We start from the raw sequence: 20,176 nt of genomic DNA, 5'->3' as shown, positions 1-20,176 counted from the left end.
TCGGGAACAAACCCGTGAGGCGGCCCGTTGACCATTTCGAGAACCTGAGCGTCAGGGACTCAAGTTTCGGATTGACTTCGACCGGAGTCGCATGCAAACTTGAGCCGGATACGCTCACCTGAGGTTCATCAGCTCAGTGTCGAGAAGATAACCGCAGCTCGAGAGGCTGCGAAGAAGGAAAGTGAGGGATCACTATGGCTCGTGCGGTCGGAATCGACCTCGGGACCACCAACTCGGTCGTGTCTGTGCTCGAAGGCGGCGAGCCTGTAGTGGTCGCCAACTCCGAGGGCTCGCGCACCACCCCGTCCGTCGTGGCCTTCGCCAAGAACGGTGAAGTGCTCGTCGGTCAGCCCGCCAAGAACCAGGCGGTCACCAACGTCGACCGCACCATCCGCTCGGTCAAGCGCCACATCGGCACCGACTGGAACGTGGAGATCGACGACAAGAAGTACACGCCGCAGGAGATCAGCGCCCGCACGCTGATGAAGCTGAAGCGTGACGCGGAGGCGTACCTCGGCGAGGAGATCACCGACGCCGTCATCACCGTCCCCGCCTACTTCGAGGACGCGCAGCGCCAGGCCACCAAGGAAGCCGGACAGATCGCGGGCCTCAACGTCCTGCGCATCGTCAACGAGCCCACCGCGGCCGCGCTGGCGTACGGCCTCGACAAGGGCGAGAAGGAACAGACCATCCTGGTCTTCGACCTCGGCGGCGGCACCTTCGACGTGTCCCTGCTCGAGATCGGCGACGGCGTCGTCGAGGTCCGCGCGACCTCCGGTGACAACCACCTCGGTGGCGACGACTGGGACGAGCGCATCGTCAGCTGGCTGGTCGACAAGTTCAAGGCTCAGAACGGCATCGATCTGACCAAGGACAAGATGGCCCTGCAGCGTCTGCGTGAGGCTGCGGAGAAGGCGAAGATCGAGCTGTCCAGCTCGCAGAGCACCTCCATCAACCTGCCGTACATCACCGTCGACGCGGACAAGAACCCGCTGTTCCTCGACGAGCAGCTCACCCGCAGCGAGTTCCAGAAGATCACCTCCGATCTGCTGGATCGCACCCGCGCGCCGTTCCAGGCCGTGGTCAAGGACTCGGGCATCGCCGTCAAGGACATCGACCACGTCGTGCTCGTCGGTGGCTCCACCCGTATGCCGGCCGTCTCCGACCTGGTTCGTGAGCTCACCGGTGGCCGTGAGCCCAACAAGGGCGTGAACCCTGACGAAGTGGTTGCAGTCGGAGCGGCGCTTCAGGCCGGCGTCCTCAAGGGCGAGGTCAAGGACGTTCTGCTGCTCGACGTCACCCCGTTGTCTCTCGGTATCGAGACCAAGGGTGGCGTGATGACCAAGCTCATCGAGCGCAACACCACGATCCCGACCAAGCGCTCCGAGACCTTCACCACGGCGGACGACAACCAGCCGTCGGTGCAGATCCAGGTGTTCCAGGGTGAGCGCGAGATCGCCTCGCACAACAAGCTCCTCGGATCGTTCGAGCTGTCCGGTATCCCGCCGGCCCCGCGCGGCGTGCCGCAGATCGAGGTCACCTTCGACATCGACGCCAACGGCATCGTGCACGTGACCGCGAAGGACAAGGGCACGGGCAAGGAGAACACGATCAAGATCCAGGACGGCTCCGGTCTGTCCAAGGACGAGATCGATCGGATGATCAAGGACGCCGAGGCGCACGCGGAGGAGGACAAGAACCGCCGCGAGGAGGCCGAGGTCCGCAACCAGGCCGATTCGCTGGTGCACCAGACCGAGAAGTTCATCAAGGACAACGAGGACAAGGTGCCCGCCGACGTCAAGGAGAAGGTCGAGGCCGCGGTCACCGAGGTCAAGACCGCTCTCGCCGGCTCGGACATCGCCGCCGTCAAGGCTGCAGTGGAGAAGCTGTCCACCGAGTCGCAGGCCCTGGGCCAGGCGATCTACGACGCGCAGGCCGCCGACGCCGCCGCGTCGGGTGACGGCTCCGGCCCCGCCGCTGACGACGTCGTCGACGCCGAGGTTGTCGACGAGCCGACCGATCAGGACAAGAAGTGACGGCGGAAAACCCCGAGCGCGAACCGGTGACGGCCGACGATCAGGTCGACGCCACCACCACCCCGGCTGCCTCCGAGGAGGCGGCCGGGGCCGGTGCGGCCGAGACGGACGATCTGACCGCGATCACCTCCGAACTCGAGAAGGCCAGCACCGAGCTGGGCTACGCGAAGGCGGAGATCGCCAACATCCGCCGCAACGCGTTGGCCCGGATCGATCGGGCCGTCGAGGACGAGAGGGTCGCGGTGGTCGGGAAGTTCCTCGACCTCGTCGACGATCTCGACCGGGCACGCGCCCACGGGGATCTGGAGTCGGGACCGCTGAAGGCGCTGTCCGACAAGCTCGCCGGTGTGCTCGACGGTCTCGGCCTCGAGGGGTTCGGCACCGAGGGCGATGCCTTCTCCGCGGAACTGCACGAGGCCGTGCAGATGGAGGGTGACGGTGACAACCCCGTCCTCGGGGCAGTGCTGCGCAAGGGCTACCGCCTGGGCGAACGAGTGCTCCGCACGGCGATGGTGACCGTCACCGACGGCGCGCCTGCAGCCGAAGCGGCAGCCGAGTAGATAGACAGACAACAGTGAAAGGAGGAGACGCCCAGTGAGCCAACGGGAGTGGATCGAAAAGGACTTCTACAAGGAACTGGGTGTCTCTTCCGACGCCTCCGCCGACGAGATCAAGAAGGCGTACCGCAAGCTGGCCCGGGATCTGCATCCCGACGCCAACCCCGGTGACACCAAGGCGGAGGAGCGTTTCAAGACGGTCAGTGAGGCGCATGCCGTCCTGTCCGACCCCGCGAAGCGCAAGGAGTACGACGAGGCCCGCCGCTTGTTCGCGAGCGGCGGCTTCGGCCCCGGAGCCGGATACAGCACCGGCGGTGGCGGTTTCGGCGGCGGCGGCTTCGACATCAACGACCTGTTCGGTGGTGGCGGCGGCGGTGCCGCCGGCGGCGACGGTGGCCTCGGTGACCTGTTCGGCGGGCTGTTCAACCGCGGTGGCGGTGGCCGCACCACGGCGTCGCGTCCGCACCGCGGCAGCGACGTCGAGACGGAGACCACGCTCGAGTTCCGCGAGGCCGCCCAGGGCGTGACGGTTCCGCTGCGCCTGACCAGCAGGTCGGCGTGCACCACGTGCCACGGCAGCGGTGCCGAGCCGGGTACCAGCCCGCGGGTGTGCCCGCGCTGCAACGGAACCGGCGTCGTCAGCCGCAACCAGGGTGCGTTCGGTTTCAGTGAGCCGTGCGACGACTGCCGCGGCACCGGGTCGATCATCGACGATCCGTGCGCCGACTGCCACGGAAACGGCGTCACCAACCGCACGCGCACCATCACCGTCCGGGTTCCCTCGGGCGTGAGTGACGGCCAGCGGATCCGCCTGGCGGGTCAGGGTGAGGCCGGGCTGCGGGGTGCACCGTCCGGCGACCTGTACGTCACCGTCCACGTGCGTCCCGACAAGGTGTTCGGGCGCAACAACGACGATCTGACGCTGGTGGTGCCGGTCAGTTATGGCGAATTGGTGCTCGGTACGACCCTGTCGGTGCCGACACTGGACGGCCGTGTGGGCGTGAAGGTTCCGGCCGGAACCGCGGACGGACGGATTCTCAGGGTGCGAGGGCGCGGTGTGCCCAAGCGCGGCGGAGGCGCCGGCGATCTGTTGGTCACCGTGAAGGTTGCGGTGCCGCAGAAGCTCGACGACCCCGCCACCGAGGCGCTCCAGACCTACCTGGAGGCAGAGAAGGCCAGCGGATTCGATCCGCGGGCAGGATGGGCCGGCGCCTGACCGGCGAGAACCGATCGAACAGGTGAACCATCATGAGCGACAAGCAGCGCAAGGCGTCGGAGGTCCCAGCGGACCCCGATGCGCGGGTGTTCGTCATCTCGGTGGCCGCCGAACTGGCCGGGATGCACGCACAGACGTTGCGTAACTACGACCGGCTCGGACTGGTCACCCCGCACCGCACCACCGGTGGCGGCCGCCGGTACTCGCCGCGGGACGTGGCGCTGTTGCGTGAAGTGCAGCGCCTGTCCCAGGACGAGGGCGTCAACCTCGCCGGCATCAAGCGGATCATCGAGCTGACCAACCAGGTCGAGGCGCTGCAGCACCGCGTCGACGAGATGGCCGCCGAGATCGCCCGCGTCCACGCCAGTTACCGCCGGGACCTGGTGCCCATCCCGCGCAGCAACGCGCTCGTCGTCTGGAAGCCGCGCAACCAGCGCTGAATCCCCGGTTGCTAGTGTGTGTCCCGAACACAACCCGGGGGGGCGACGTGGACGCGTTGACGACTGATCTCGAACATCTCGAGCAACTGAGTTCGATCCTGCATGCACTGGGTGACGAGGCGCGTTCGCTTCGCACCGGTCCGGCAGCAGGTCCCTACGCCTCGACCGTCGGCGGCACCATGTCGTCGGTACTCGAGGCGTCGAGCATTTCCGCTGATCTCGTGGACGGAGCACTCGTCGCCGCGCTGGCTGAGCGTCTTGGAGAGACGGGTGACGTCATGCGCTACGTCGCCGCGCAGTATCGGAACCAGGAGACCGCGAACGCCGAACAACTCGTGCGCACCTATCTCGACGCGACGGGCGACTGGGATGCACCGGGGGACCCCGCGTGACCCTCTCGCGTTCACAGATCGAATCCTGGAATCCGGCCACACTCAACGATGTCGCGGATGCGTGGGAGGCGTTCGGCTCGAAGGTCGAGGGTTTGTTCGACCGCTACGTCGAGGCGGTCACCCGCGTGAACGACGGGTACTGGGAAGGCCGAGCTGCCGAGGCGGCGCAGGATCGTGCGACCTCGGACCGGAAGACCGCCCTGGCCGTGGTCGATCGGCTCGGAAGCCTCGCGGCGCGAGCGCGGCAGGGATTCTTCGAGATCGACGCCCCGCTGTCTCGGGCGCGCAACGCGATCGCCGGTGCCGAAGGGGAGCGGTTCGCGGTGTCGAGCGCACTTCAGCTCACCGACACCCTGTCCGAGTCCTCGCCGGAAAGGATTGCAGCCCTGCGGCAGTGGCAGGGGGGAGATCACCGCGGCGGCAAACGACGTGGAGATGGCCGACCGCCCCGTTCGCGAGGCGCTCGGTGCGCACCGCTCCGAGTTGCGCGCGATGTTCGTGTCGGTAGCGGCGCTGGGAGCCGAGCAGGGCCGGACCGATGGCGAGTTGATCGCCTCCGGCGGGGAGCTGAGCGCGGAGTCGGTGCGCCGTCTCGTCGAGGCCGGGACGCTCGACCCTGCACAGCTTGCAGCGCTGTCGGGTGGACACGAGGCACCCATCCCGGCGTCGCACATGGAGTACCTCAATCAGGTGGCGCGATCTCTCGACGGAAAGAGCCCGCGCGAGATCGAGGAACTCATGGGCAGGCTGCCGGAGGAGGGTAGGCGGGCACTCGCGAATTCACTCCAGATCGTGTCGAACGAGCGCGTTATCGCGGGCGTGGCCGGTGACCCGGAGGTGCCGACGAGCGGTGGCGCGGACCTCCTCCCGGACAGGGTCCGAGAATCTCTCACCCGCGACGATCTGGTGGTCCGTGAGTTCAAGATGATCGCCGGAACAGGTTCGTGGAGTACCGAACTCAACGGTGTGTCCGACAACCAGACCATCGCCCGCATCGTGGAGTCGGGGGACGCGCTGTACAAGACGGGCAGTGAACTCGACAGGCGCCTGCTCGACGCCGGCCGGCAGTACCTCGACGCCCAGGTGGCGCACGAGCAGAACCCGAACAACAAGTTCGAGTACTTCGCGGTCGACGGACGCGGATCGAGCGGTGACGCGGTTGCGGAGCAGATCTTCGATGCCGTCGGCGACGACAAGGCCGCTGTTCTCGACGCCGTGACGGGCAAGCACGGCGGGGACCTGGTGCGCGACATGCTTGCCCACGATTGGACGGACGACGGTAAGGCGGCGTCGTCGATGTTCCGCTTCTCCGAGCAGGACTTCACCGTCGAGGACCCGAACAATCCCGAGGACGTGGCTCGTGCGACGCAGGCCGGGAAGCTCATGGCGGGGGTAGGGGAGCATCTGAGTACCGCCGACGCGTGGAAGACCCTCTCCGACATCCCTGGTGCGAACGGCCAATCGGCCGGACAGGTCAACCCGGAGTTGCTCCGGACGCTGTCGCACAGCCTGAGCCCGTACCTTCCGGGGCTCACCGGCGCCGAGATGCTCGACCGTCCGGGCTTCGCGCCTGGTGACTGGGCCGACCCCAGCGACAACGGCCACTACAACGGAACCGCCAACATCTTCGCGTTGATGAACACCGACGGCGAAGCCGGGCGACACTTCACGGCGGCCGCGCAGCACACCACGCTCGACAGCCTCGGGGCGTACGCAAAGGATCCGAGCGATCCACACGCAAGCTACGACCTGGTGACCGCGGGGCGCCTCATGGGGCTCGTCGATCGGGGCCTGCTCATCGAGACGCAGAACGAATACCAGGACAGCGCGGAAGCCGCGAAGGCCGCGTACGAGCGCAAGGCTGCCGCGTACTCGTTGGCAACTACCGTCGGAACCTACGGGCTGGACAAAGCCTGGGGCGGTGATGCGTTCAGCACACTGGTCGACGCGGGTGGGGACACGCTCAAGGAATCAATCATCGGAAAGGCGCCCGGTGAAGCGGACCGGGCGGTGCTGACCGGGCCCGACTTTCCGGCCGCATACCATGCGGTCCTCGCCGCAACGCCGGACATTCCGGATGGTGTCCGATCCGAATACAAGGATCTGTTCGACGACCAAGGAAACCTGCGACCCTACGATGCGATCGATTCTCGGGGTGACAGATGGAAAACAGATCTACGAGCAGTGTTCAACAAGATCGGTGATCCAACAGACGGCCATGGGAGTTTGATGCAGGAGATGTACAACGAAGTAGTCCGCAATGACGGGTAGAAATCGGTCGATTGCCATCGGAGTGATCGCGCTAGGACTACTGGTCGCGTCATGCGGTGTCACTGACGGTGATTCCGATTCCGAGCCTCAGCAAGTGCCGGGGCCTGTGTACTCGAATGTGTGGTCAGCCGGTGCAGACGTCAGCATCTTCAGCAGGGGTGCAGAATTGACGCGCGCTGCACTCGAGGCCGGCGAGTACGCGACGTATGTTGGTGCAGCACAGTCATTCCCCGGCTACCTGGACGCGCTCCCCGGATACATCTCGAGTACGAATCCGGCCGTGGAGGACTACTTCTTTTCGAACCAACCGGGTGAATCCCAGCAGAAGCCCACAACGTTCTTTCGCCACATTGCAGAACTCGAAGAGTCCAAGCGAACCGTGAACGCGACGGTTTGCGATTATTGGATCGACCCAGACGGTACTGCGAATCCTGGACCGAATCAGCTGCGTGGCGCCTGGTGGGTCAAACTGTCGAATCCTGGAGGCGATCCGGGCGTACCTGCCGTCGCAGATACGGATGCACGGACGAACGACCAGCGGGAGCACCCGATACCGACATGGAATGTCTTCGGCTCGTGGAAGATCGACAAGCTCAAGTATGTGCCGATTGAGGAAATTCCGCGTTCCTGTGTTGATTGGTGGCAGGAGCGGTTCCCGACCTTCGTGCCTCGAAACGGCTCCAACGTTCTCGACCCTCCTGAGGGGTACGTGCCCGAGACAATGCCGGTCGCGGTGCAGTATCCGGAGTGGATCGGGCCGCCCACGTCTTGATCAACCGCTGCAGCGGTGGATCAACCGCCGGGCCTAGGCACGGATCACCCGCCATCCGGCTGCTTCGAACGCGTGCTAGCGTTCGACGCCGCGGTTCCGTTGCTCCACCTCGAAGTGGTGGTCGCCGTCGTACTCCTCGATCACGCTGCACAACTGGATGATTCCGCGCGGACCCGGGTGTCGACCTCGATGTCGTTGTGCAGGTAGGTGTCGGGGTAGATGCGCGTGTAGTGGCGTCGGAGTCCACGCCTGCTCACCAGGCCCCGATCGAGGGCGGCCCCGCCGTGGAACGGTACGAGAATTCCCGTCATGCCGGCACTCTCGCGGCGTGCCCCGACACGGAATGCGCCCAGCGCGCCGCGGCGTCGTCGCCTTTGGGCGGTGCCGGTGCTGTGGACAGCCCCTGATCGACCCTGACCAATCCCGGAACGGGAGTTCACGGCACGCTTTCGGCCCCGGGAACGTGCCGTGAATTCCCGTTCAGCGGTATCGCGGGGTATCGCCCTCCCATCCCATGGTCGAGTCGGTTGACGTTACCCACGTCACACCCTTATGCTCCCACTCGAGCAAGTGCTTGGTGAATCAAGCAAGTGCTTGATGGGAAGAGCTCGGTGGGTGTTGATGCAGGGTGACGTGTCGAGGCGTCGCCCAGCTGGGGCTCGCCGAGCTCTTCCGTGTCCAAACACGCCAAGCGAGCGCTTGGTTCTGTAGGTACGTAGCGGGTGTCCTAGGAGGGCAGTCATGAAGAATCGGCGTCCAGTGTTCGTCGCGGCGGTTGCCGCGTCGGTCTTGACGATTGCGGGGTGCGGTGGCACGGACTCCGCCGAGGCCGGCGGCGCCGATGCGCCGTACCGGGTCCTCGTGACCGGCGGTATCAGCGCCCAGGGTGTCCTCGCGGCCAACGCGCAGACCTCGATCCTCGCGACCAAGGCCGGTGTCGAGGTTCAGAACCAGGCCGGTGGCATCGGTGGTCGCCAGATCGAACTGACGGTCGTCGACGACGCCGGTGACGCCACTATCGCGGTCACCAAGGTGCGCGAGGCCATCAACAAGCAGAAGCCGGACCTCGTCCTCAACTCCGGACCGTCGTCCGTCGGCGCCGCGGTGCTGCCGATCCTCGAGCAGAACGACATCCTCTCGTTCAACGTTGCGCCCACGCCGGATTCGACGGATCCGTCGAAGTTCCCGCTGAACTTCGACCTGGCGCCCGGCGCCGGCGACAACGCCCGCGGCATCGTCGGCCACGTGAAGGAGAAGGGCTACGACAACATCGGTGTCATCCACGGCAGCACCGCGTACGGCGAGCTGTTCGGCAAGGAGATGACCTCCGAGCTGGAGAAGGCCGGGCTGAAGCAGGCCGGCAACGAGGAGTACGAGGCCACCGCGCTGGATATGACCGCGCAGCTGCAGTCGCTCAAGAACGCCGGCGCCAAGGCGATCGCGCTGGACGCGTACGGCGCGCCGCTGGGTTACGTCCTGCAGAGCATGCAGCGTCTGGGCTGGGACGTGCCGCTGATCGGCAACACCTCGGTGTCGAGCACCAACCTCGTCGCCAACGAGCCGCCGAACGGCGTCCTCGGTACGCCTGAGGTGAAGAACCTTGTCTCGCAGGTCTTCACGAGCACCGTGTACGACCCGAACAACGAGGCCGTCAACAAGATGGTCGACACGATGGCCTCGATGGGCGCCATCTCGTCGACGCTGATCATCGCTGACAACTACGACGCGTTCCCGCTCGTGGCCGCCGCTGCCGAGAAGGCCGGCACCACCACCGATTCCGAGAAGCTGGCGCAGGCGCTCGAGACCGAAGAGGTCCAGAAGAACGCGAAGACGGCCTTCCTGTCCCGCTACAACTTCACTGCCGACAACCACGGCCCGAACCCGACGCAGGACGAGATGAAGTTCATCGCGCCCACCAAGGTCGTCAACGGCCAGTTCGGCAATCCGGCCGCATGACGTTCATGAACTCTGATTCCCATACGACGCGAAGGAGGTTCTCGCTGTGACGATTCTGTGGTCGGGGCTCGCCCTCGGCGCTGTCTACGTGCTCGTCGCGATCGGGTACAACATCGTGTTCGTCTCGTCGAACACCTTCAACTTCGCGCAGGCGCAGTTGATGATGGTCGGCACCTTCGTGGCCTACACGGGCCTGGTGACGCTGAAGCTTCCGGTGCTGGTGGTTGCCGTGATGGCCACCGTGACGGTGATGATCCTCGCGGCCGTCGAGGAGTTGGTCGCGATCAGACCGGTCGCCGATCACCAGAACCAATTGGTGACGACATTGGGTGCGGCGACGTTGCTCAACGGTGCGACGCAGTTGATCTGGGGCAGTGAGCCGCTGACGGTTCCGTTCTTCGGGTCGAACGACCCGATCACCATCCTGGGCGGCCGGACGTATCCGGTCGAGATCGCGCTGCTGGTCCTGTCGATCGTGCTCGTGATCGGCCTCGGTCAGCTGAGCAAGCGGACCATGACCGGTCTGGCTCTCATGGGTGTCTCCGAGGACCGCGAGGCCGCGATGCTGCGTGGTGTCAATGTGCGGCGCATCGCGATGGGCGCGTTCGCGTTCTCCGGTGCGATCGCCGGTGTGCTCGGACTGTTCGTGGGCCCCAAGACGTTCGCGGTCGCGACGCTCGGTGCCGCGCTGGCGCTCAAGGGCTTCGTGGCCCTGGCGATCGGCGGCTTCGGTTCGCTGCCGGGCGCACTGATCGGTGGTCTGACGGTCGGTCTGGTCGAATCGTTCACCGCACTGTGGGCGGGTAGCCAGTACAGCAACATTGCGGTGTTCGTCGTGCTGATCGTCGTCCTGATGGTCAAACCTGCCGGACTGTTCGGCACGGTGAAAGAACGGGTGGTGTGACCATGCAGATCTGGCGCACTCTGCGCGGTGTCCCGAGCTGGATCTTCGCGCTCGCATTCGGCCTGATCGTGTTCTTCGCACCGATGATGGGCATGGACGCGACGAACACGCGTCAGCTCCAGCTGGCGTGCATCCTGGCCCTGGTGGTCAGCGGCCTGAACCTGAGCCTCGGCTATGCCGGTGAGCTCGCGCTGGGACAGGCCGCGATGTACGCGGCCGGCGCGTACACGGCCGGTCTGATGTCCCAGGCCGGGCACACCGAGATCCTGCTGCAGCTGGCGGCCGCGGGCGCGGTCGCACTCATCGTCGGCATCATCACCGGCATTCCCGGTCTGCGACTTGGTAGTTGGTCGCTGGCGATGACGTCGTTCTTCCTGATCCTGTTGGTGCCCGACATCCTCGCGATCTTCGGCGGCAAGACCGGTGGCCGTAACGGCCTGTCCGGGATGGAACCGCCGACGCTGTTCGGCCAGGACATCGACAAGAACTTCTACTACGTCGTGGTCGGCGTGACGATCCTGTGGTTCGTGGTGATGCGCAACCTCGTGGTCTCGCGTCACGGCATCGCGTTCCGCACGCTCAAGCAGTCTCCGGTTCTCGCGCAGTCCCAGGGTGTGTCCGTGTTCCGGATGAAGCTGTTGGGCTACGCGATCGGCGCCCTGCCCGCAGGCCTCGCGGGCGCCCTGTTCGCGAACACCGACCTGTTCATCGCCCCCGAGGCGTTCGGTTTCACGTTCGCTACCGCGGTGCTCGCGGCGTCGATCCTCGGTGGTTCGGCGAGCGTCTACGGTGCGGTGATCGGTGCGGCCATCATGCAGTTCGGGCCGAATCAGTCGACCGCGTTCCAGGAGTACTCGCTGATCTTCTACGGCGGCTTCCTGATCATCGGCGGCGTCCTGCTCTCGGGTGGACTCACGAAGGTGTTCCGCAGCCTGGCAACCAGGCTCGACCGCAAGGCCGGTATCGGCGCCCTCGAACGGCCGGAACCGCGGGACCCGGAGGCGATTCCGCATGTCGATCCCATCGCGGGTGCCACGCTCGAGGTCGACGGCATCTCGAAGGCGTTCGGCGGGAACCAGGCGCTCGAGGCGGCGACCCTGCGGGCCGAGCCGGGCCGGGTGACCGCGCTGATCGGGCCCAACGGTTCCGGCAAGACCACGATGCTCAACATGATCTGTGGCTTCTACACCGCGGACTCCGGTCGAATCGTCATCGGTGACACCGAGGTCCAGAAGTTCTCGTCGAACCGGGTGGCCCGTGAGGGTGTGGCCCGCACGTTCCAGACCCCGAACATCCCCGAGAACGTCACCGTCCTCGAGGCGGTCGCCTCGGGCCGGTACATGACGAACCGTGCCTCGATGCTCTCGGCCGTGTTCCGGCTGCCGAGCTTCCGCAAGGTCGCCAAGGCCGACATCACCGAGGCCGAGCGGGTCCTCGAACTGGTCGGAATGTCGCACCTACGGAACGAGGTTGCCACCTCGCTGCCGCTGGGAATGCGACGGATGCTCGAGGTCGCGCGCGCCGTGATCGCCGAGCCGCGGGTCCTGCTGCTCGACGAGATCGCGTCCGGCATGGACGAGGACGAACTCGTGCGGCTGTCGGTGCTCATCCGCGCCCTGCGTGACGCCGGCGCCACCGTGCTGCTGGTGGAGCACAACTTCCGCCTCGTCCTCTCCCTCGCCGACACCATCGTCGTGCTGGCGCAGGGACAGGTCATCGCGTCGGGCCCGCCCGCGGAGATCGAGCACCACCCCCGCGTGCTCAGCGAGTACCTCGGCGTGGACCCCGACAGCGGCACGGCTACCGAGCTGGAGAAGGTGGAGTGATGAAACCGGTTCTGAGCGTTCGGAATCTGCAGTCCGGTTACGGTGACCTGCGCGTGGTCTGGGACGTCTCCTTCGACGTCTACCCCGGCCAGGTGACGGCCCTGCTCGGACGCAACGGTGCCGGCAAGACCAGCACCCTGCGTGCGATCTCCGGTCTCAACAAGGTTCACGGCGGCACCATCGAGATGGACGGCCAGGACATCTCCGGTGTTCCCGCTCACCAGCGGGTGCGCCGCGGCATGGCGTACGTGCAGGAGGGCAAGCGCGTCTTCCACAAGCAGACCATCGAGCAGAACCTGCTGCTCGGCGGCTACACCACGAAGAAGCGTCGCACCGCCCTCAAATCCGAGGTCGAGCGCATCTACGATATGTTCCCGATCCTCGGTGAGAAGCGGAACCTGTTGGCCGGCTCGATGTCCGGTGGTCAGCAGCAGATGCTGGCGATCGGTGCGGCACTGATGGCAGAACCGAAGCTGCTGCTGCTCGACGAGCCGTCGGGCGGCCTGGCCCCCGTCATCGTCAACGAGGTCATGGAGCGCGTCCAACTGCTCAAGGAAACCGGCCTGGCCGTGCTCCTCGTCGAGCAGGCCGTCGAGGCGGCGATGAGCGTCGCCGACCACGTCACCGTCCTCGACATCGGCAAGGTCGTCATGGACTCGCCGGCGTCGGAGATCGACGACCTCGCAGTCCTCAAGGACGCGTACTTCGGGCGCGTCTGACCGGCACTGCAAACCCCTCAACGGGAGTTCACGGCACACTTCGACAGCGAATGCGTGCCGTGAACTCCCGTTTCGGTGCTTTTCGAAGGAAGAGGAGAAGGACACATGAGGATCGGACTGGACGTCTTCGGTGCGGAGCGACTCTACGACGGCGACCACCGTGGACTGCTCGACCTGGCGGCGGAGGCCGACCGGCGCGGCATCGACCTGATCACGACCTCGGACCACCTGGGCTTCTCGCGGGAGGCTCACGAAGAGCGGGTGCGTGCCAACGGTTTTCCGTTCGAGCTCGAGCATCCGTGGCTCGACCCGATGTCGTTGCTGTCCGCGGTGGCCGCGGTGACCGAACGGGTGGAGCTGGGCGTGTACGTGCTCGTTGCGCCGCTGCGGCCGGCGCTGTTGCTCGCCAAGCAGATCGCGACGCTGGACGTGCTGTCGCGGGGCCGGACGCGGATCGGGATGGGCGTCGGCTGGCAGCAGGCCGAGTACGAGGCGGCGGGGATTCCGTTCGAGCGCCGCTTCGGCCGGTTGGAGGAGACGGTGGCCGCGTGCCGCGAACTGTGGGGTCCGCCGCCGGCGTCGTTCACCGGAACGGGCTTCGCGTTCTCCGACTTCTACAGCCTGCCGCGTCCCGTGCGGTCACGGGTGCCGGTGATCTTCGGGATGGCGCCGTCGAAGCGGAACTTCGACCGGATCGCGCGCGTCGGCGACGGCTGGACCGCAGCCCCGGCGGACATGCCCCGCCTCGCCGAGAGCATCACGCTGCTGCGCAACTGTTTCGAGGAGCAGGGCCGCGACCCGGCATCCGCCGAGGTACAGATCATGCTGCCGGCAATCGACGACGGATCCGGTGGCGTCGACTTCGACGCGATGGCGGCATCGGCCGACCAGGCGCGGGAACTGGGCGTCGACACGGTGCTGGTGCGTCCGTCGGCCCTGGCAATCGGGGCAGATGACGTCGACGCGTTCCTGACCTGGGCGGTCGGGCTCGGTGGGAATGCGTAGCCCAGCGGACCCCTGAGCGGGAGTTCGCGGCACACCTTCACCGTCGACGTGTGCCGTGAACTCCCGTCCAGTGCTTCAGGAGCCGGCGATGGCCTGGTCGGCGAAACGGCGGACGGCGTCGAGGCGGGCCCACGGATCGGACGGATCGGCGCCGTAGAGTCGCCACAGGGAGACCCGGACACGGGTGACGCCGATGTCGGCGAGCGCGCGGTATCCGTCGATGTCCGAGACGTCGGTGAGGGAGGCGTCGATCTCGAACGGCTCGTCGGCGCGCCCGAACTCGGCGCGCAGTTCGCCCAGACGCTCGATCGCGGAGGTCAGTTCTGCGACCCCGGTGTTGACGGAGATCCAGCCGTCCGCGAAGCGTGCCGCGCGGCGCAGGCCGGCCTCGCTGTGCCCACCGCCGTAGACAGGCACCGGCAGATCCGGTGCGGGACTGATCATCAGCCGGTCGAAGTCGTAGTGGTTGCCGTGGAACTCGACCCATTCGGGACCACGCCCGGCGCACACGGCCTGCAGGATCTCGATGGCCTCGTCGGTGCGGGCACCGCGGGTCCGCATCTCGGTGCCGGTGAAGGTGAACTCCTCCGGGATCCACGACAGCCCGACGCCGACGGCGATCCGGTTGCCCGACATCACGGCCATCGTCGCGACCTGCTTCGCCGTCAGCAGCGGATCACGAAGCGGCAGCTTCAGCACGTTGGTGTAGAAGCCGATTCGCTCGGTGACGGCGGCCATCGCGCCCGGCAATGCCCACTTCATCGTTCGAACGTAGGGGACGCATCGGTGTGCGTGCCTGGGCGATCCCGGTGGCAGAGACCGGGACCGCCGTCGGATCACTCGAGGCGGCCGGGCACCGGGTAGCTGCGCAGGGACAGGCCGAGCTGTCCGGAGATCGTGAGATCGTCGATGGACTCGCGCAGCTTGTGGCACGTGGGCGTCCACGGACGTCCGACCTCGGTGCGGGCCTCGGCGAACTCGGGGCACGCCCGGTCGGCATCCTCGAGCCACTGGATGCTGGTGTGGGCCTCGCTGTACTTCTCGACGAGGACTCGGTTGCCGCAGCTGTTGCAGCTGACGCTTTCCATGAACGGACCTCCTGACTCCATGCGTGACGGTAGTCACTGTCGTGTCGTACGTCTGCAGTTCTCCCACGGAGCGGGAGGTGCGCTCCCGGTGAGCGGACACTTGCTACCGGTCTGTAACCACCTTCTACCTGGGCTGTTAGGCTTCGGCCATGCCCGAAACCGAGCCCGCCAACGACGCTTTCGACGCCGGCTACCCGTCGCTGCCCGCCACCAGTTGGGCGGTTCTGGGCATGCTGACCCTCGGCGAGGGGCTCACCGGATACGACCTCAAGAAGTGGGCCGACTGGAGTATCGGCTACTTCTACTGGAGCCCGTCGATCAGCCAGGTGTACGGGGAACTCAAGAAGCTCGAGGCGGCGGGCCTGGTGGAGTCCGAGATGGTCTCCGAGCCCGGCGAGCGCGGCCGGCGCGTCTACCGGATCACCGAGCGTGGGACGCATGCGGCGCGGAACTGGTCCCGGGACGCGCCCGTCGACCAGCCCGTGCTCAAGCACGGTTTAATGCTCCGGCTGTGGATGGGACACCTCAACGACCCCGAGCACCTCAAGGCGCTCGTCGAGGCCCACATCGAGAACATGGAGGCGCTGCGCCAGCGCGCCGAGTTGCACGCCGACCACGCCACGCGCGAGCCGTCGTGGGCGTTCTCGAAGATGAGCCTGAAGTGGGCCGAGCGCTACTACCGGGCCGAGATGGACCTCGCGCGGCAGATGCTCGACGATATCGACGAGGCCGCAGAGACTTTCGCGCACGTGCGCGAGCGGGACGAACTTGGCAATCCGATTCCCGAGGTGGCTGGTTCCTGGCGTGATGTCGAGGACTTCGTCGAGGGCTTGGAGAAGGGTGGGCAGCGCTGAGCGCCCACCCCTCCCGCTGACGCTCAGTTCGACGCGGTCCCCAGGATCGACTGGAGGTCCGCCCACAACTGCTTGCGCGCCACCTGGGTGATCGACAGTGCCGGAATCGTCAGGAATCCGTGGAACAGCCCCTCGTACACGCGGTGGATCGTGGGCACACCGTCGGCCGCGAGCCGTGCGGCGTAGGCGTCGCCCTCGCTGCACAGCGGGTCGCGGGTCGCGGTGACGACGACGGCGGGCGCGACGCCGGACAGGCTCTCGGCGCGGTTGGGGGAGATCAGCGCGCTGTCCGCGCCGCCGGGTGCGTACTGCTTCCAGTACCACTGCATCGCCGCACGGGTGTTGAAGTGACCCTCGGAATAGGTTCGGTAGGAGTCGGTTTCGAAGTCGTCGTCGATGACGGGGTAGAGCAGTGCCTGGGCGGCGACGGCCGGGCCACGACGATCGCGGGACGCCAGCGCGACGGTGGCCGCGAGGTTGCCGCCGGCGCTGTCCCCGGCGACGATCAGTCGGGCCGGATCTGCGTTCAGGTCGGCGCAGTTGTCCGCGGCCCAGACGAGCGCCGCGTAGACGTCCTCGAGTGCGGCCGGGGCCGGATGCTCCGGGGCGAGTCGGTAGTCCACCGAGATCACCACGGCGCCCAGTCCGTTCGCGGCCGCACGGCAGATTCCGTCGTGGGTGTCGAGGTCGCAGAACACGAAGCCGCCACCGTGCGCGAAGACGACCACGGGCCGCGGCTGCGTGGAGTTCGCGGCCGGCTCGTAGACGCGGACCGGGATCGGTCCGGCGGGTCCGGCGATCTCGAGGTTCCGGACCGACGCCACCTCCTCGGGATTCGCGACGGGCTGTAGCCGGGCCCGGATCGCGGCCCGCGCATCGGCGCCGGTCATCTCCTCGACGGGGGGGAACCCTGCGTCGAGCAGGGTGAGCATCGACTCGACCTCGGGATCGATCTGCATGGTGCTCCTAGAAGTCTGGGGTCAGGAGTGTCTGGGGATCAGGCGTACTGGAGGCGGGCGCGGGGTGCCGCGGTGGGCATGCTCTGCAGGCGGTTGCGGTGCGCGATCGGCGCCGCGCCGTGGCTGCGTCCGGTGAGGGACTGCAGGATCGCGTTGGCGGCCATGCGGACCGGCGCGGAGTGACGGTGGTCGAACTTGAGGTGACTGGTGGGTCCGCAGATCGACAGCGCGGCGGTGACGCCCCCGACCGGACCGATCGGGACGGCGATGATGCCGATGCCGCCGGAGATCTGGCTGACCTCGTACGCGACACCCATCTCGCGGACCTTGTGCAGTTCGGGCGTGAACTCGGCGAGGCTGTCGGTGCCGTTCGGCGTGTACGCGAGCAGGGCCTTGCCGATCGCGGAGTTGCGGGCCGGGTAGCGGCTGCCCACGCGGGTGGGCAGCTCGGCGGCGAGCCGTCCGCCGACCTTGTCGAGGTAGAGAACGTCGGTGCCGTCGAGGACGCCGAGGTGTACGACGTAGCCGGTGACGCGGTGCAGTTCCTGCAGGATCGGTGCCGCAGCGGAGTGCAGGCGATTCTGGTGGACGGCGATCGAGCCGAGTTCCATCAGCCGGGTGCCGAGCTCGTAGTCGCGGCCGTCGCGGCGCAGCCAGCGCATCTCGACGAGACGCTCGAGCATGCGATGCGCCGACGACCGGGGCAGCCCGGTGCGCTTGACGACCTGGGCGAGGGTGAGGCGGCCGGGGCCGTCGAAGGTGTCCAGGACGAGCGAAACCCGTTCGAGGATCGCGGTCGGGGTGGAGTCTGCAGTCGCTGGTGCGGTCATCGATGTCTCCCTCACTTCTGTCGAGCATCGCCGTGAGACCCATCTGACGTGGGTATTTCGATTAGAAATAATGACACAGGATCCACATTTTGTGAAGTGGATCACCAAGATCGACATACGCCGAAAGGGGGAACCCGATCGTCCCTGGTAGGACGGGGTTCCCCCTGACGGCGGATTGTTCGGTTGGAGTGGGTCCCGCTGCTACATCGCGGCGAGCGGCTCGCTGCCGGACCAGTCGTGGCCCCAGTAGCTGTCGGCGGTGATCTCCTCGGCGGAGTAGTACCGCTCGTCGACCTTCTGGCCCTCGGTGCCGAACTCGATGTCCCAGCCGCCGGGTGCACGGACGTAGAAGGACACCATCTTGTCGTTGGTGTGGCGGCCCAGCGTCGAGGACACCGAGAAGCCGTCCTTGACGACGCGATCGAGGGCCTGGCCGACGGCGTCGAGCGTGTCGACCTCGACCATGATGTGCACCAGGCCCGGGGCGCCGCTGTGCGGTGCCGGGCACAGCGCGAGGCTGTGGTGGCGCTCGTTCACGCCCAGGAAGCGCACCCGCAGCGGGCCGAACTCCGGCGGGGCCGGGATCCGGAACGCGCCGCGCGGCAGGAAGCCGAGGACGTCGGTGTAGAACTCGAACGTGCCGTTCGGATCCATCGTCGGCAGCACGACGTGGCCGAGGCCCTGCGCACCGGTGACGAACTTGGAGCCGAACGGGGTGACGACCGGGCTGTGGTCGAGGACCGCGCCGTGGAAGATCTCGAGCGTCGCGCCGGCGGGATCCTGGAAGGTCACCACCTCCTCGACACGGCGGGCGTCGGCCTCCTCGACCGAGAGCGGCTTGACGGCGATGCCGGCCCGCTCGACGGCCTCGGTCACGCGCACCAGGGCGTTGTGGTCGCGGACCTCCCAGCCGATGGTGACAACCTCGTCGGTCTCGCCGGGGACGACGATGATGCGTGCCGCGCGCTCGTCCATCCGCAGGTAAAGGGCGTTCTCGTCGGGTCCGCTGCCCTTCGCGAAGCCGAGCACGTCGAAGGCGAACGTGCGCCAGCGGTCCATGTCGTTGGTCTGGACCTTCACGTAGCCCAGGCCGCGGATGTCGGTGCCGAAGCCGCCGACATTGGGGTTCGTCATGTTGTCTCCGTTGTGATTTCGAATGGTGGTCAGATCATCGCGCGCAGCGGACCCTGCGGGTCGACGCCCAGACCGCTCAGCGTCGCCGCGTGGTACACCGTGCCCGGCACATGGATCGCGTGGTGCAGGCCGGCGTGCGCGTCACGCCAGAAGCGCTGCATCGGCTTGTCCATGCGCAGGGCGTTGCCGCCGCAGCGGGCGTACACCGCGTCGATGGCCTGGACGGCCTGCCAGGCGGCGTTGACCTGGGTCTCGCGGCCGAGGGCGCGCTGCTCGAACGTCGGCGTCTTGCCGGCATCGACCAGGTCCCACATACGATCGACGTTGGCCAGCAGCGAATCCCGGGCCGACTGCAGCTTCGCGGTGGCCTCGCCGATGGCGAACATCGAGTACGGGTCGTCCTTGACGGCGGTGCCCTGCGGGTTGATCCGCTCACGCTGGTACTCGTTGGCGTGGTGCAGCAGGCCCTCGCAGATGCCGATCGTGGCCGACGTGATGCCCAGCGGGAACATGTTGGACCACGGCATCAGGTACAGCGTCTCGGTGCGCCCGTACTTGCGGACCGCGGTGCCGTCGATGACCTCGTCGCAGTCCATGACCCGGTAGTCCGGCACGAAGGCGTCCTTGACGACGACGTCCTTCGAACCCGTGCCGCGCAGGCCCACGACGTCCCACGAGTCCTCGATGATCTCGTAGTCGCTGCGCGGGATGATGACGTGGAGCATGCGGGGCGGCATCTCCATGCTGCCGTCCGGGTTGCACGCCATCGCGCCGAGGAAGGCCCAGTCGCAGTGGTCGGTTCCGGAGGAGAACGACCACTTGCCGGCGAACTTGTAGCCGCCGTCGACCGGGATACACATGCCGCCCGGCATGTAGGGCGACGCCATCCAGGTGTCCTGGTCGTTGCCCCAGACCTCCTGCTGCACCTTGGGGTCGGCGAACGCGAGCTGCCACGGGTGCACGCCGACGATGCCGTGGACCCAGCCCGCGGACGGGTTCAGCGATGCCATCCGCATCACGGTCTCGGCGAACTCGCGCGGGTGGACCTCGAGGCCGCCGTGCTCCTTGGGCTGGAGCATCCGGATGGACCCGGCGTCCTTCATCCGCTTGGCGGTGGCGTCGGCGACCTTGCCGATCCGCTCCGCCTCGATGCCCTCGACGAAGATGTCGTCGGCGGCTGCCTCGATGCGGGCCAGGACTTCGTAACTCATGTGTAT

Annotated in this window: 20 protein-coding genes; 13 read left to right on the top strand and 7 right to left on the bottom strand. The window is 66.9% G+C overall.

What is annotated here, in order from left to right:
* The first annotated feature begins 194 nt into the window (after nt 1–194).
* From dnaK to J2X34_RS02745, 7 genes are all read left to right on the top strand, one after another.
* A complete protein-coding gene (dnaK, locus tag J2X34_RS02775; protein WP_114721535.1) occupies nt 195–2,036 on the top strand; it encodes a molecular chaperone DnaK in 1,842 nt (613 codons plus the stop codon).
* A complete protein-coding gene (gene grpE / locus J2X34_RS02770; RefSeq protein WP_429516058.1) occupies nt 2,033–2,596 on the top strand; it encodes a nucleotide exchange factor GrpE in 564 nt (187 codons plus the stop codon). The genes dnaK and grpE overlap by 4 nt, the downstream gene beginning before the upstream one ends.
* Before the next feature lie 34 nt (nt 2,597–2,630).
* A complete protein-coding gene (dnaJ, locus tag J2X34_RS02765) occupies nt 2,631–3,809 on the top strand; it encodes a molecular chaperone DnaJ (protein WP_114721539.1) in 1,179 nt (392 codons plus the stop codon).
* 32 nt (nt 3,810–3,841) lie between these two features.
* Nucleotides 3,842–4,249 (top strand): heat shock protein transcriptional repressor HspR, encoded by a 408-nt coding sequence (locus J2X34_RS02760; protein WP_114721541.1) that lies wholly within the window; start codon nt 3,842–3,844, stop codon nt 4,247–4,249.
* 47 nt (nt 4,250–4,296) lie between these two features.
* Nucleotides 4,297–4,641, top strand: a complete 345-nt coding sequence (locus tag J2X34_RS02755) for a hypothetical protein (protein ID WP_114721543.1) — start codon at nt 4,297–4,299, stop codon at nt 4,639–4,641.
* A gap of 435 nt (nt 4,642–5,076) precedes the next feature.
* Nucleotides 5,077–6,912, top strand: a complete 1,836-nt coding sequence (locus tag J2X34_RS02750) for a hypothetical protein (RefSeq protein ID WP_429516057.1) — start codon at nt 5,077–5,079, stop codon at nt 6,910–6,912.
* A 280-nt stretch (nt 6,913–7,192) separates the two neighbouring features.
* On the top strand, nt 7,193–7,684 hold the full coding sequence (locus tag J2X34_RS02745) for a hypothetical protein (RefSeq protein ID WP_147283507.1): 492 nt from the start codon (nt 7,193–7,195) through the stop codon (nt 7,682–7,684).
* A gap of 140 nt (nt 7,685–7,824) precedes the next feature.
* Here the strand turns inward: J2X34_RS02745 and J2X34_RS02740 are convergent, their stop codons facing one another.
* Nucleotides 7,825–7,995 carry a hypothetical protein gene (locus J2X34_RS02740; RefSeq protein WP_181818760.1) on the bottom strand — a complete coding sequence of 57 codons (171 nt, stop codon included), beginning with the start codon at nt 7,993–7,995 and terminating at the stop codon, nt 7,825–7,827.
* Between the two features lie 430 nt (nt 7,996–8,425).
* Here J2X34_RS02740 and J2X34_RS02735 point away from each other — a divergent pair, with 430 nt between their 5' ends.
* The 5 genes from J2X34_RS02735 (at nt 8,426) to J2X34_RS02715 (ending at nt 14,094) form a co-directional block, all read left to right on the top strand.
* A complete protein-coding gene (locus tag J2X34_RS02735; protein ID WP_114721549.1) occupies nt 8,426–9,640 on the top strand; it encodes an ABC transporter substrate-binding protein in 1,215 nt (404 codons plus the stop codon).
* 46 nt (nt 9,641–9,686) lie between these two features.
* Nucleotides 9,687–10,544 (top strand): branched-chain amino acid ABC transporter permease, encoded by an 858-nt coding sequence (locus tag J2X34_RS02730; protein WP_114721551.1) that lies wholly within the window; start codon nt 9,687–9,689, stop codon nt 10,542–10,544.
* A 2-nt stretch (nt 10,545–10,546) separates the two neighbouring features.
* Nucleotides 10,547–12,370, top strand: coding sequence for an ABC transporter permease subunit (locus J2X34_RS02725; protein WP_429516179.1), 1,824 nt, complete (start codon nt 10,547–10,549; stop codon nt 12,368–12,370).
* Nucleotides 12,370–13,089: an ABC transporter ATP-binding protein gene (locus J2X34_RS02720; RefSeq protein ID WP_114721554.1), complete on the top strand. Its 720-nt coding sequence runs from the start codon at nt 12,370–12,372 to the stop codon at nt 13,087–13,089. Before J2X34_RS02725 ends, J2X34_RS02720 begins: the two co-directional genes overlap by 1 nt.
* Before the next feature lie 105 nt (nt 13,090–13,194).
* Nucleotides 13,195–14,094 carry a TIGR03619 family F420-dependent LLM class oxidoreductase gene (locus tag J2X34_RS02715; protein WP_429516056.1) on the top strand — a complete coding sequence of 300 codons (900 nt, stop codon included), beginning with the start codon at nt 13,195–13,197 and terminating at the stop codon, nt 14,092–14,094.
* Nucleotides 14,095–14,169: 75 nt separating this feature from the next.
* Here J2X34_RS02715 and J2X34_RS02710 read toward each other — a convergent pair whose 3' ends face one another.
* Nucleotides 14,170–14,856 (bottom strand): TIGR03619 family F420-dependent LLM class oxidoreductase, encoded by a 687-nt coding sequence (locus tag J2X34_RS02710; RefSeq protein WP_258557851.1) that lies wholly within the window; start codon nt 14,854–14,856, stop codon nt 14,170–14,172.
* Between the two features lie 74 nt (nt 14,857–14,930).
* On the bottom strand, nt 14,931–15,182 hold the full coding sequence (locus tag J2X34_RS02705) for a hypothetical protein (RefSeq protein WP_114721756.1): 252 nt from the start codon (nt 15,180–15,182) through the stop codon (nt 14,931–14,933).
* Nucleotides 15,183–15,331: 149 nt separating this feature from the next.
* On the opposite strand from J2X34_RS02705, the gene J2X34_RS02700 reads away from it, so the two are divergent.
* Complete coding sequence (locus tag J2X34_RS02700) at nt 15,332–16,036, top strand: PadR family transcriptional regulator (RefSeq protein ID WP_429516055.1); 705 nt, start codon at nt 15,332–15,334, stop codon at nt 16,034–16,036.
* Between the two features lie 23 nt (nt 16,037–16,059).
* Here J2X34_RS02700 and J2X34_RS02695 read toward each other — a convergent pair whose 3' ends face one another.
* From J2X34_RS02695 to J2X34_RS02680, 4 genes are all read right to left on the bottom strand, one after another.
* Entirely contained in the window at nt 16,060–16,995 is a 936-nt protein-coding gene (locus tag J2X34_RS02695; RefSeq protein WP_114721557.1) for an alpha/beta hydrolase, read from the bottom strand.
* Between the two features lie 38 nt (nt 16,996–17,033).
* Complete coding sequence (locus J2X34_RS02690) at nt 17,034–17,825, bottom strand: IclR family transcriptional regulator (RefSeq protein WP_114721558.1); 792 nt, start codon at nt 17,823–17,825, stop codon at nt 17,034–17,036.
* A gap of 201 nt (nt 17,826–18,026) precedes the next feature.
* A complete protein-coding gene (gene bphC / locus J2X34_RS02685) occupies nt 18,027–18,959 on the bottom strand; it encodes a biphenyl-2,3-diol 1,2-dioxygenase (protein ID WP_114721559.1) in 933 nt (310 codons plus the stop codon).
* A 29-nt stretch (nt 18,960–18,988) separates the two neighbouring features.
* Nucleotides 18,989–20,170: a hydroxylase gene (locus J2X34_RS02680; protein ID WP_114721560.1), complete on the bottom strand. Its 1,182-nt coding sequence runs from the start codon at nt 20,168–20,170 to the stop codon at nt 18,989–18,991.
* Between the last annotated feature and the right edge of the window lie 6 nt (nt 20,171–20,176).

Source organism: Rhodococcus sp. BE178, assembly GCF_050433545.1.
GTDB lineage: Bacteria > Actinomycetota > Actinomycetes > Mycobacteriales > Mycobacteriaceae > Prescottella.
Note: the sequence above shows the minus strand (reverse complement) of the source record. Positions and strands in the feature narration are given on the sequence as shown.